At 76.5% G+C, this 12,362-nt stretch carries 8 protein-coding genes and 1 pseudogene; 4 read left to right on the top strand and 5 right to left on the bottom strand.

Annotated elements, in window-relative coordinates:
* Positions 1-38: 38 nt before the first annotated feature.
* On the bottom strand, positions 39-2,147 hold the full coding sequence (locus tag HIR71_RS17180) for a TPM domain-containing protein (RefSeq protein WP_211373972.1): 2,109 nt from the start codon (positions 2,145-2,147) through the stop codon (positions 39-41).
* Between the two features lie 164 nt (positions 2,148-2,311).
* On the opposite strand from HIR71_RS17180, the gene HIR71_RS08730 reads away from it, so the two are divergent.
* Positions 2,312-3,100 (top strand): type 1 glutamine amidotransferase, encoded by a 789-nt coding sequence (locus HIR71_RS08730; RefSeq protein ID WP_169324678.1) that lies wholly within the window; start codon positions 2,312-2,314, stop codon positions 3,098-3,100.
* Here the strand turns inward: HIR71_RS08730 and HIR71_RS08725 are convergent.
* From HIR71_RS08725 to HIR71_RS17450, 4 genes and pseudogenes are all read right to left on the bottom strand, one after another.
* Positions 3,046-4,698: a DNA repair helicase XPB gene (locus HIR71_RS08725; RefSeq protein ID WP_169324677.1), complete on the bottom strand. Its 1,653-nt coding sequence runs from the start codon at positions 4,696-4,698 to the stop codon at positions 3,046-3,048. The genes HIR71_RS08730 and HIR71_RS08725 overlap by 55 nt on opposite strands.
* Positions 4,695-7,136: a helicase-associated domain-containing protein gene (locus tag HIR71_RS08720; protein WP_169324676.1), complete on the bottom strand. Its 2,442-nt coding sequence runs from the start codon at positions 7,134-7,136 to the stop codon at positions 4,695-4,697. Before HIR71_RS08720 ends, HIR71_RS08725 begins: the two co-directional genes overlap by 4 nt.
* A 64-nt stretch (positions 7,137-7,200) precedes the next feature.
* Positions 7,201-7,641, bottom strand: a complete 441-nt coding sequence (locus HIR71_RS17455; protein WP_311836190.1) for a PDDEXK nuclease domain-containing protein — start codon at positions 7,639-7,641, stop codon at positions 7,201-7,203.
* A 199-nt stretch (positions 7,642-7,840) separates the two neighbouring features.
* A pseudogene (locus HIR71_RS17450) lies at positions 7,841-8,239 on the bottom strand (DUF1016 N-terminal domain-containing protein); the annotation flags it as partial.
* Positions 8,240-8,369: 130 nt separating this feature from the next.
* On the opposite strand from HIR71_RS17450, the gene HIR71_RS08710 reads away from it, so the two are divergent.
* From HIR71_RS08710 to HIR71_RS08700, 3 genes are all read left to right on the top strand, one after another.
* Positions 8,370-8,753 (top strand): cold-shock protein, encoded by a 384-nt coding sequence (locus HIR71_RS08710; protein WP_169324675.1) that lies wholly within the window; start codon positions 8,370-8,372, stop codon positions 8,751-8,753.
* A gap of 3 nt (positions 8,754-8,756) precedes the next feature.
* Entirely contained in the window at positions 8,757-9,752 is a 996-nt protein-coding gene (locus HIR71_RS08705; protein WP_169324674.1) for a DUF3027 domain-containing protein, read from the top strand.
* Positions 9,749-12,362: sacsin N-terminal ATP-binding-like domain-containing protein (locus tag HIR71_RS08700; RefSeq protein WP_169324673.1), on the top strand; the 2,614-nt coding region annotated here is incomplete at its 3' end. The genes HIR71_RS08705 and HIR71_RS08700, both read left to right, overlap by 4 nt.

Raw genomic sequence — 12,362 nt, 5'->3', positions numbered from 1 at the left:
CGCGTCGCGCTGGGTGTGGTCGAGCCCCTGGTGTCGGTCTAGAAGCGTCCACCTCCGCCGCCGAAGCCGCCGCCCCCGCCGCCGAACCCCCCGCCGCCGCCGCCGAAGCCGCCGCCGCCCCCACCGCCGCCACCCCAGCCGCCGCCGAACCCGCCACCGCCGCCACCGCGCAGGATGCTGTCGATGAGGATGCCACCGAGGATCAGGCTGCCGGCGTTGGACCCGCCGCCGAACCCGCCGCCGCCGTGCGGTCCACCGAACCGGTTGCGCTCGAACTCCTCGACGTCCTGCTGCGCGATGCCCTGCGCCTGCGCCGCCAGCTGCTCGGCGCGACGCACGGCCTCGAGGCCCTGCACCGGGTCCGACCGGACGAGCCGGTGCGCGTGGTCGAGCAGGCGCTGCGCCTCGGCGAGCCGGGTCCGTGCCTCGGGCCCGACGGCGCCCCGCCGGGTCTCGATGTAGTCGCCCACCGCGCGCACGCGTGAGCCGACGGCGGCGAGCGCCTCGGTGAGCTGGCGCCGGGCCCGCTCCGCGTGCTCGGCCTGGGTCCGTGCGGGCTCGAGCGCCTTGTCGAGTGCGGCCTCGGCGTCGCGCAGGTCCCGCACGATCTGGAGCGGGTCGCTGCCCGGGCCCGCAGCACGCGCGGCGTTGCGCACCTCGGTCGCACGGGCCGCGGCCGCGCGGACCGCGGGGTCGTCCGGCGCGAGCCGCGCGGCGTCGTCGAGGTCCGAGCCGAGGGACGCGATACCCGACGCGATGGTCGCCGACGCGGTCGCGAGCTCCTCGCCCGCGCGGTCGACCGCCTCGAGGAGGCTGGCGGCCTGCGCGACGGCGTTCTCGGCCGTTCGACCCGCGTCGACGGCCTCGCCCCGGTCGTCCGCGGCGAGATGCTGACGGGCCTGCGCCACCGCCTCGTGCGCGCCGGCCAGCAGGCGGGCGGCCTGCTGGGGGTTGTCCCGGACCGACGCCAACGAGGTCGGCGGGTAGGTCTGCGCGAGCTCGGCGAGCGCCTGCTCGGACGCCGGGACGCGCGCCTGCACCTCGGTCGCGCGGCGCTCGGTGCCGTCGATGAGCTCGGGGGCACGGGCGTGCAGGTCGCGGAGCTCGTCGAACGACTCCTTCTGCCGGTCGAGCGCGGCGTCGGCGCGCGTGCACAGCTCGATGATGTGGCCGAGCATCGCCCGGCGCTGCGGCTCCGTCTCGGGCTCCGCGTCGTCGAGCTGCTGCCGGATGCCGAAGGCCGTGAGCGAGTCCGCCTTGGCCGCCTCGAGCACCTCGGCGAACTGCCGCGTGGCCTCGAGCCCGAACTGCGCCTGCGCGAAGCCCAGCTCCTGCTCCGAGGCCCGGAGCTCGTCGTCGAGCGTGACGAGCGCGGTGCTGGCCTGGCGGTCGAGCGTCGCGGTGTCGACCTGCTCGGGGCCGCGCGGGCCGCCGGGCCCGCCCTCGCCGGGGGCGCCGGCCTTGCCGCGCCTGCGGAACGTGCGGAACAGCAGGAAGGCGCCGATCGCGACCGCGCCGAGCAGCAGCCACGTGAGGAACCCGCCGCTACCCGAGCCACCCCCGCCGCCCTGGCCGCCGCCGCCACCCCCGCCGCCGACGTCGCCGCCGGTCGCGGCCTCCTCGATCGCCCCGGCCGTGTCGATCACCGCGCCCGCCCAGTCGCCGGCGCTGAGCCGCGGCTCGAGGACGCGGGACCGGATGGTCGACTGGTCCTGCGGGCTGATCGGGCCCGGCTCCCACAGCACGAGGCCGTACCGTCCGTCCTCGACCGCGACGGCGAGCACGACGTCCTCCTGCCCGAGGCCGGACAGGTTCGCCGTCTCGCGCCCCCAGGTGGCCCCGTCCATCCCGTCGAAGCTGTCGACGAACACGGCGAACAGCTGGAGCCCGGTCGCGTCCCGCAGCGACTGCTGCGCCGCGCGCACGTCGCCGGCGTCGCCGCCGATGACGCCGGCGTCATCGACCAGGTCGTCGGCCAGGTCGGCCGGTGGCACGGCGTAGGCGGGCGTGGCCGCGCCCCCCACGGCGACCAGCAGCGCGAGCAGCGCGGTGGTCAGCGCGGTGGTCAGCGCGCCGAACTGCGTGGGCCGCAGCCGGACCCCTCGGCGCGGCAGGGCGGTCGACCGGGCGTGCGCGGCGGGAATCACCCGCTGATCCTCTCCTCCGCTCCGTCGCGTGGCAAACCTGCGCGCGGCCGCGGCAAAGTCCGGGGAAAACCCACTCCCGGGCGATCCGGACCCGACGCAGGACCAGGTACCTTCTCCGACTGACCCGTACTGACCGGTACCCCCGGCCACCAGGAGAGGACGCCATGCCCGAGCAGGCACCCGTCGCCCCGACCCGCACGCCCGTGATCACGGTCGTCCAGCACGACGCGGACGTCCCGCTCGACCGCTTCGCCGGCTGGCTCGAGGGCGTCGAGCTGCGGACCGTGCGCGCCTGGGAGGGCCGGCCGGTCCCGACCGACCCGGCCCAGGTCGGCGACGGCCTGCTGGTACTGGGCGGCCACACGAACGCCTACGCCGACGACGTCGCGCCCTGGCTCCCCGCGACCCGCTCGCTGCTCGCGGCGGCGGTCGCGGCGGGCGTCCCGACGCTCGGCATCTGCCTCGGCGCGCAGCTCCTCGCCGTGGCGTGCGGCGGCCGGGTGGAGGTCGCGGCCCCTCCCGGCCGCGAGTCGGGGATCGTCGACGTGCGCTGGCGGCCGGGCGCGGCCCAGGACCCGGTGCTCGGCGCGTGCGCCGCCGCCGGGACGACCCCGGCGCCGAGCATGCACGCCGACGCCATCGTCGAGCTGCCCCGGGGGGCGGCGTGGTTCGGCGCGAGCGCGATGTACCCGTACCAGGCGTTCCGCGTCGGCACGGCGTGGGGCGTGCAGTTCCACCCCGAGGCCGGCCGCGCGACGCTGCGGGCGTGGGCCGACCAGTACGACGGCGTGGACACCGGCGCGGTCCTCGACGCGTTCGACGCGCGTGCGGACGACCTGGGGTCGGCCGGACGCGCGATCGCGAGCGGGTTCGCCGCCGTCGTGCACCGGTCCGCGCGTCAGTCCGTCGTGTCGGGAACCAGGTCCTCGGCGTCGACGATGGTGTACGCGTAGCCCTGCTCGGCGAGGAAGCGCTGGCGGTGCGCCGCGAACTCCTGGTCGACGGTGTCGCGCGCGACGACCGTGTAGAAGTGCGCGGTGCGCCCGTCGCCCTTGGGTCGCAGGAGGCGCCCGAGGCGCTGCGCCTCCTCCTGGCGTGAGCCGAACGACCCGGAGACCTGGATCGCGACCGACGCCTCGGGCAGGTCGATCGAGAAGTTCGCGACCTTGCTCACGACGAGCTTCGTGATCTCGCCGTTGCGGAAGGCGTCGTACAGCCGCTGGCGCTCCGGGACGCTCGTGGAACCGGTGAGGACCGGCGCGTCCAGGTGCTCGCCGAGCTCCTCGAGCTGGTCGAGGTACTGGCCGATGACGAGCGTCGGCTCGCCGTCGTGCTTCGCGACGAGCTGCTCGACGATCCGGTTCTTGCCCGACGCCGACGCCGCGAGCCGGTACTTGTCCTCCGGCTCGGCCGTCGCGTAGAGCATGCGCTCGCGGTCAGGGAGCGTGAGGCGCACCTCGACGCAGTCGGCCGGCGCGATGTAGCCCTGCGCCTCGATGTCCTTCCACGGCGCGTCGAACCGCTTGGGCCCGATGAGGGAGAACACCTCGTCCTCGCGGCCGTCCTCGCGCACGAGCGTCGCGGTCAGGCCGAGGCGGCGGCGCGCCTGCATGTCGGCCGTCATGCGGAAGATCGGCGCGGGCAGCAGGTGGACCTCGTCGTACACGATGAGGCCCCAGTCGCGGGCGTCGAGCAGCTCGAGGTGCGTGTAGACGCCCTTCCGCCTGGTCGTGAGCACCTGGTACGTCGCGATCGTGACCGGGCGGATCTCCTTGCGCGCGCCCGAGTACTCGCCGATCTCCTCCTCGGTGAGGCTCGTGCGCCGCACCAGCTCGTCGCGCCACTGGCGCGCGGAGACGGTGTTCGTCACGAGGATCAGCGTGGTCGTCTGCGCGCGGGCCATCGCACCCGCGCCGACGAGCGTCTTGCCCGCCCCGCACGGCAGCACGACGACGCCCGAGCCGCCGTGGAAGAAGCTCTCGACCGCGTGCTCCTGGTACGGCCGCAGGTGCCAGTCGGTCGTGTCGAGGTCGATCGCGTGCGCCTCGCCGTCGACGTAGCCCGCGAGGTCCTCGGCGGGCCAGCCGAGTTTGAGCAGCACCTGCTTGAGGTGCCCGCGCTCGCTCGGGTGCACGACGACGTCCGTCCCGTCGAGCCGCTGCCCCACCAGGCCGGCGGTGCGCTTGGAGCGCAGCACCTCCTCGAGCACGGCGCGGTCGAGCGCGTGCAGCACGAGCCCGTGCACCGGGTGGCTGACCAGCTGGAGGCGGCCGTACCGGGACATGGTCTCGGCGACGTCGACCAGCAGCGCGTGCGGCACCGGGTAGCGCGAGTACTCGAGCAGCACGTCGACGACCTGCTCGGCGTCGTGGCCCGCGGCGCGCGCGTTCCACAGGCCGAGCGGCGTGAGGCGGTAGGTGTGGACGTGCTCGGGCGCGCGCTCGAGCTCCGCGAAGGGAGCGATCTCGCGCCGGCACGCGTCGGCCCGGTCGTGGTCGACCTCGAGCAGGAGCGTCTTGTCGCTCTGCACGATCAGCGGGCCATCCGTCATGGGGTTCCTTCTCTGTTCTGCGCGTCGGCTTCGGGCGCGTCGGACCTGGTGCCCGCCGGCTGGGCGGGCGCGGGGTCGATCGGGGTCACACGGGCGATGCGGTGCACGGCGACGGTCAGCTCGGCGTCACGCGCGGTGTCGATCGCGCGCACGCGGCCGGCGTCCACCCGGACCGGGCGGACCCGCCGACCCTGCGGTGTGCCCTGCGGGCCGACGATCTCGAGCCAGACCTCGCGCCCGGCGTCGGCCGCCTCCCGCAGGGTGGCCAACGCGGTGACGGGGTCGGCTGTTCCCAGGTCGCCGCCGGGCGCCCCCGGCCGACGCCGCGCGTGCCCGGACGGTGGCGGCTCGGCTGCCAGCTCGCGCGCACGGGTCGCGCGCTCGGCCTGAGCCGTCTCCTCCGCGCGGCGCATGGCGGGCACCAGCGCGGCGAGCCGGTCCGCGGTCGTCTCGGCGGCGGTGCCGGCGCGCGTGCCCGACGGCGCGGCGTGGGGCGGGATGACGACGCCACCCGCGGCGCGGCGTCGGCGGGTCGAGGCCCGGACCCGGCGCACGGTCGGGCCGGCGTGCACGACGTGCCCTTCGGGCGTCTCGCTCGCGGGCGCCAGGCCGCGGTCGCGCAGGGCGCTCAGCAGGGCGGTCGGCGTGCCCTGCGCGGCGAGGACCGTCGGGGCGAGCCGGGTGAGGCCGAGGTGGGCGAGGGCGGGGTCCTCGAGCAGGCCGGCGAGGAGCGCCGGGTCCTCGGAGCGGACGTAGCCCAGCGCCCCGCCGACGCGCAGGCGCCCGTGGCGTCGGGCGGCGTCGCGGACGAGGTACTCGAGCGGCTGGGGGAGCGGGCCCCTCGCATGCGCTGCGAGGGCGGCCAGCAGGTCGTCGGCGGTGTGCCCCGCGTCGAGCGCGCCGCGCACCGACTCCGCGGTGAACCGGACCGTGACCGCGGCGCCGCGCGACTCGACGCGTGCCGTGCGCTCGATCAGCTCGGCGAGCTGGCGGGTCGGGCGGCCGGGCACGATCCCGGTCAGATCCCCCTGGACGAGCATCTCGTCGACCGGGGCGGGCAGGGTGGCGACGAGAGCGTCGGCGGGGGACCGGTGGGTGGGCGAGCCGGTGGTGGCGGAGTCGTCGGCGATCGCCGCGAGGACCGCGCGCCCCGGCTCGGCCAGCGCCCCCGCCCCGAGCAGCCCCAGGGCGCCGGCCTCGCGCAGCGTCGCGGCGACGGCCGCCGGCGGGGGGACGGACCGTGGCGTGCGCCACCGCAGGACGGCCGTGACGGCGTCGGCGTCGAGCGCCGTGCCCGGTTGCTGGCCCGCGAGCACCTCGAGCACCGCGCGGCGCAGGCGCGGCGCCCACGGGCGGACCAGCTCGGGGTCGAGCGCCGCGCGCAGCTCCCCGCGGTCGTCGCGGCTGCCGACGAGCCAGGGGGCGCGCGTGGTCGTGAGCCATGCCGTCGCGAGCGTGGCCCAGCGGTCGGGGAGCTCGGCGTCGAGCCAGTCGTCGACCTCGAGCGTCGGGGCGAAGGACGGACGCTCCGCGCCGTCGTCGATGATCAGACCCGCGGCGCCGGCGAGCTCGACGACCAGGGCGGCGCCGGCATCGTCCACCTCGAGGCGCGTGCCCAGCCGGCGCAGCTCCCGCACGCCGAGCCCGCCCGAGCGGAGGACCGGCGCGGGCGCGAGCTCCCACTCGCGCACGAGCGCCGCGACCAGCCGCACGATCTCCTGCGCCGCACGGGCGGACTCGGCCTCGACGAGAGCCGGTGGGTGCGTCGAGCCGGTGGGGCGCGGCTCGGCGACGGCGGGCTCGCGGTGCGTGCGGCCACCTCGGAGGGCGAGGGCGATCTCGCGCGGAAGGATCACGGTGGCCGCGTCGGTCGGCACGAGCAGGCCGCGGGCCACGAGCCAGTCGACCGCGGCGCGCGGGCCGGTCGACGTGAGAGCCGGGAGGCGGCCGACCGGCGGGCCCCAGGTGAGGGCGTCGAGGATCTCGCGGGCACCCGGCGGGGCGTCGGCGAGGAGCGTCGCCGGGTCGGGCGGTGCGGGTCGGCCGGCGCCGAGCGCGGGGCCGAGACCCGCGGGGTAGGGCCCCAGCAGCTCACCCAGGCCGGGCGAGGGGTGCAGGGCCCCTGCGTCCGTCCAGAGCAGGGCGAAGGTCTCGGCGTGCGCGACGGCGTCGGGCACGGGGGCGCCCACCGCCGACGCGACGTCGTCGGGCGTGACCGCAGGCCGCACCTCATGGAGCGCGACGACCGCCTCGAGGACCTGCAGCACGGAGGCGTCGACGCCGGCGAGCGCGCGCTCGAGGCTGAACCGGCTCGTGGCCCGCGCGGCGAGGGACATGAGCGTCGACGGGGCGGGACTGGCCAGGTCAGGGCGCCGCTCGAGCAGCGCGACGAGCTCGGCGTCGCTGCGCGAGCGCAGGTGCTCGCTGAAGGTGGCCATCCGCACAACGGTACGCGCCGGGCGGTCGTCGCTGGAGTGCCGCCCGGGTGCTGGTCGGGCGGGTCTAGCGCTCCGGGCGCTCGGGCGCCCGCACCGCGCGGGTCAGTGCGTGCACCACCAGCTTCTCGGACGGCAGAGCGCTGCGTTCGTCGGCAGGCAGCTCGTCGTAGGAGAAGGTGGCGACGGCCATCGGCGCGGCAGTGCTGCGGAGCGCGTACCGCACGGTGGTCCCGTTGTGCCCGGTGCACAGGAGGATCCCGACGGTCGGCTGGTGGGCGGGCTGGCGCAGCCGATCCTCGACGAGCTCGACGTAGAAGCCCAGCTGACCGGTGTGCTCGGGCCTGAACGGCCCGGTCTTGAGCTCCACGACGACGTATCGGAGCTGGGTGACGTGGAAGAGCAGGTCGACGAAGAACTCGTCGCCGTCGACGTCGAAGCGCACCTGGCGGCCGACGAAAGCGAACCCGGTGCCGAACTCGCGCAGGGTGTCGACGAGGCGGTCCATGAGTCCCTGCTCGAGGTCCCGTTCGGCGACCTCGCCGGTCCAGGAAGTCGAAGACGTACGGGTCCTTGGCGATCTGCTGCGCGAGATCGGAGTGCGGCGCGGGAAGCCGGTCGCCGAAGTTCGAGGCGGCGGTGCCGACGCGGGAGTGGGTCCGGGACATGATCTGGTTCAGCAGGACGTTGCGGGACCAACCGAACTCTGCGGCTGCGGCGGCGTACCAGTCGCGGACGGCGGGGTCGTCGACCTTCTCCAGAAGGGTCACGACGTGTCCCCAGGGGAGTTGTCGCACAGGCTGTGCGACAGCTTCCGCGAGCGACCATGCGCCTGCGAACGCCCGCATCCGGTAGAGGTTGGCCCGACTCAGGCCGGTCATCGCAGGGAGCTCCGCGCGGAGGTCGAGCGCGAGCCGGTCGATGATCTTGGCACCCCACCCCTCGGCGTCCTGGCGGGTGCGGATGGCCTCACCGATGCGCCAGTACAGCCCCAGCAGCTCGGTGTTCACCGCCCTGCGGGCGACCGCCCGCGTGGTGCGCACCGCCTCCTTGAGCTCGGCGAGCAGCAGCGGGTAGTCGTCGGGGACGAGGAGCTCGGGAGGCATGGCGGGATCGTGCCCGCAGCCACCGACACGAACGCCACGGCGGCCCGTCCACGCGTGGCGGGGCCCGGGCGACCGCGGGACCGATAAACTGTCCACCTCTGCCTGTCCCGACGACGTCTCCGAGGTTCCAGTGCCCACCGGCAAGGTCAAGTGGTTCGACACCGAGCGTGGCTTCGGCTTCATCGCCAGCGACGAGGGTGACGAGGTGTTCCTGCACGCCTCCGCGCTGCCCGCCGGCGTCACCGCGCCGAAGCCGGGCACCAAGGTCGACTTCGGGGTGGCTGACGGGCGGCGCGGCCCGCAGGCGCTGTCCGTCAAAGTCCTCGATCCCATCCCGTCCGTCGCGAAGGCGGCGCGCAAGCCGGCCGAGGACATGGCGGTGATCGTCGAGGACCTCATCAAGGTGCTCGACCGCGTGGGCAACGACCTGCGCCGCGGCCGCTACCCCGACAAGGCCCAGGGCGAGAAGTACGCGTCCCTGCTGCGCGCCGTCGCCGACAGCCTCGAGGTCTGATCCATGGCGACCGCGACGAAGGACGCCGTGCTGACGTCCGCGCTCGACCTCGCGCGCGACGCGGCCCTCGAGGCGGCGGAGAACCCCGCACACGTCGGTGACCACCTCGGTGTGGTCGTCGAGGGTGAGCGGCTCGTCTCCCACCGGTTCGCGTGCACGGCGCCGGGATACCGAGGCTGGCACTGGACGGTCACCCTCGCCCGCGCGCCCCGTGCCCGCGTCGCGACGGTGTGCGAGAGCGAGCTGCTGCCGGGGCCGGACGCCATCCTGGCGCGCGAGTGGGTGCCGTGGTCCGAGCGGCTGCGGCCGGGCGACATCGGCCCCGGTGACGTGCTCCCGTTCCGTGCCGACGACCCGCGGCTCGAGCCCGGCTACACGCCCACGGGCGACGAGGAGCAGGACTTCGTCGCGATCGAGGAGCTCGCGCTCGCCCGCGCTCGCGTGCTGTCCCCCGAGGGGCGCCGGCGTGCGGCCGAGCGGTGGTACGCCGGGGCCCACGGGCCGACGACGCCGGGTGCGGTCGCGGCGGCCGCGTCGTGCCAGACGTGCGGGTTCCTCGTTCCCCTGAGCGGCGAGCTCGGGCAGCTGTTCGGGGTGTGCACCAACGAGTGGTCGCCCGACGACGGCAAGGTCGTCAGCCTCGACCACGGCTGCGGCGCGCACTCGCAGACGGACCTCGACACGCACCCGTCCGACTGGCCCGCGCCGTCGGCGATGCACGACGAGCTCGACGTCGAGCTGGTGTCGCTGCTCGAGAGCTCGGCGGCGCGCGACGTCGGCCCGGAGCGGGCTGCCGACGACGCACCGGCGGCCCCCGACGAGCCCGCCCCGAGCGAGACCGCGAGTGCGCCGGCGGACGAGATCGCCGCGGAGCTGGCCGACGTGGACCCGGCGCTCGCGGACGACGCCCGGAACCCTGAGGCGGACGCCGAGACCCCTGGCACGGACGCCGAGACTCCTGGCACGGACGCCGAGACCCCCGACACGCAGGAGTCGTGAACCGGGACGCCTTCGGGACGGCCGGCCTGCGTGCCGCCGTCCTGCAGGCGTGGGCCGCGTCGCCCGCCCGGTTCCGCGAGGACGCCAACTCCGAGGAGGACCACGCGCGCGGGTACTACCGCGACCGGGTCGTCATCGAGCTCGCCCAGAACGCCGCCGACGCCGCGAGCAGGGCAGGCGTGCCGGGTCACCTGCTGCTCCGGCTGTGCCAGCAGGACGGCACGACGGTCCTGACCGCCGCCAACACCGGGGCCCCGCTCGACGCCGACGGCGTCGCGTCGCTCGCGTCGCTGCGCGCCTCGGCCAAGCGCGGGGCAGGCGCGACGACGTCGACCGTCGGGCGCTTCGGCGTCGGCTTCGCGGCGGTGCGCTCGGTCGCGGACGAGCTCCGCGTGGCGTCCACGACCGGGGCGGTCCGGTTCTCGCTCGCCGAGGCGACCGCGCAGCTGGCGGCGCTCGGCGTCGACCATCCCGAGCTCGCCGACGAGGCCCGACGCCGCGACGGCGTCCTCCCGACGCTGCGCCTGCCGCTGCCCGACGACGCCCGCCCGCCGTCCGGCTACGACACGGCGGTCGTGCTCGAGCTGCGAGACGCGGCGGCGGTCGACGAGGTCCGCGCGCTGCTGGGCGACGTCGGCGACCCGCTGCTGCTGGCCCTGCCGGCGCTCACCGAGGTCGTCGTCGAGGTCGACGTGCCCGGCGAGAGCTCGCAGCGGAGGGTGGCCGACGTCGCGGCCCGTTGGCTGGTCGCGCGCGGCGAGGGCACGCTCGAGCTCGCGCTGGTCGCCGACCGGCCGGTCGAGGAGCGGGCGGCGCGCGACTGGCGCGTCACGTGGGCGTTGCCGCGTGAGGCGGGCGGCGGCGCGGGGACCGGTGCGACCCGGTGGGGCGGCGTCGTGCATGCGCCCACGCCCACCGACGAGCGCACCACGCTTCCCGCGCTGCTCGTCGCGAGCCTCCCGCTCGACCCGTCGCGTCGGCACGTGGTCCCCGGGCGGTCGACCCAGGCCGTGGTCGAACGAGCGGCGGACGTCTACGCGGAGCTGGCGCGCGCCGTCGTGCAGGACGGGCGTGACCCGCTCGCGCTGGTCCCGACCGGCCTGCCTGCGGGCAGCCTCGACGCCGCGCTCCGCGAACGGGTCGTCGACACGCTCGCCGCCACCCCGCTGCTGACGCCCGCCCGGTCGGTCCCAGCCCCCGACGCGACGACGACGCCCGAGGCCGCCGGTGATGGTGATGGTGACGGTGACGGTGACGGTGACGATCGCGCCGCCACGCGCGGACCCCGGCTGATCGAGCCGCGACGTGCCGTGGCGATCACGGGGGAGGTCGGACGGGACCGGCACGCGGTCGGCGCGCTCGCGCGGTGGGCAGCGGGGCTGGTCGTGCTCGGGCCGGGCCAGGAGGCCCCCGCGCGGATGCTGGGCGTCGAGGTGCGCGACCTCGCGGACGTCGTCGCCGAGCTGCCGGCCGCGGGTGAGCCCGAGCGCTGGGGAGAGCTGTACGCGGCGCTCGCTGCGTCGGCCGGCGACCCGCTCGTCCGCGAGGCGCTCGGCGCGATCCCCGTCCCGCTCGCGGACGGTCGCACGGTCCGCGGCGTGCGCGGACTCGTCCTGCCGGGAGCACACCTTCCCTCGTCGGGACCGGTCGGAGCGCCCGCCGACGCCGAGGCGCTCGAGGTGCTCGGGCGGTGGGGGCTACGGCTCGTGCACCCGGGCGCCGCGCACCCGCTGCTCGAACGGCTCGGCGCGACGGCGCCCGAGGCCGGCGGCCTCCTGCTCGTCCCGGCGGTGCGCGAGGCCGTGCTCGAGGCCGCGGACGACGACGACCTCGCCCTGGCCGAGGCGGTCGCCACGGCGGTCCTCACGCTCGTCGCCGACGCCGTCGCGGACGGTCAGGTCCCCACGGAGGCGACGGCGTGGCTCGGCGAGCTCACGCTGCACGACGCCGACGACGAGCCGACGCCCGCGCGCGGCCTCGTCCTGCCCGGGTCGCCGGCCGCGGAGCTGCTCGACGACCGCGTGCTCGCGTCGGTCGCGGACGAGCTGGTCGAGCGCTGGGGGCGGGAGGTGCTGGTCGCCGCCGGCGTCCGCGACCACCTCGCGCTCGTCCGGCTGACCGAGGTGCTCGTCGAGCCGGACGGCGCGGACCTCCTGGGCGGCACGGCCGAGGACCTCGCGACCCGGTCGCTCGACGGCTGGTCCGACTACCTCGACGTCCTGGCCGACCGCCTCGGCGCCGGGGCCCTCGTGGGCGAGCTGGCGGCGGTCGCGGACCTCGACGCCGTGCGCGACGACGCCTGGCCCGCCGTGCTGCGGCACGTCACCACCGACCACGACCTGCGCCGCGCCCTCCTCGACCCGGTGCGTGCCGAGGGCGACCACCGGCACCGGGTGGCGCCGTCGAGCACGGGGTCGTCGGGTACGGGGTTGTCGGGCACCGCGCCGTCGTACGCCGCGTGGTGGCTGCGGACCCGGACGCCCTCGACCCTGGGGCTCGGCGCGCCGTTCGCGCTGCCCGGCGCGCCCGCCGCCCTGCGCGACCTCCTGCCCCCGCCGCCCGACGCGCTCGCCGGGCTGGACCCGACGGCGCTCGCGGCGCTGGGCGGCG

Origin of the sequence: Cellulomonas fimi, assembly GCF_012952065.1 — a bacterium.
GTDB lineage: Bacteria > Actinomycetota > Actinomycetes > Actinomycetales > Cellulomonadaceae > Pengzhenrongella > Pengzhenrongella fimi_A.
This window is presented reverse-complemented; position numbering and strand designations above follow the sequence as displayed.

What these genes read in the sequence shown, in the direction of transcription:
- HIR71_RS08730 (WP_169324678.1), top strand. Translation starts at nt 2,312, where the DNA reads ATGCCCGAGCAGGCACCCGTCGCCCCGACCCGCACGCCCGTGATCACG.
- HIR71_RS08725 (WP_169324677.1), bottom strand. Translation starts at nt 4,698, where the DNA reads ATGACGGATGGCCCGCTGATCGTGCAGAGCGACAAGACGCTCCTGCTC.
- HIR71_RS08720 (WP_169324676.1), bottom strand. Translation starts at nt 7,136, where the DNA reads ATGGCCACCTTCAGCGAGCACCTGCGCTCGCGCAGCGACGCCGAGCTC.
- HIR71_RS17455 (WP_311836190.1), bottom strand. Translation starts at nt 7,641, where the DNA reads ATGGACCGCCTCGTCGACACCCTGCGCGAGTTCGGCACCGGGTTCGCT.
- HIR71_RS08705 (WP_169324674.1), top strand. Translation starts at nt 8,757, where the DNA reads ATGGCGACCGCGACGAAGGACGCCGTGCTGACGTCCGCGCTCGACCTC.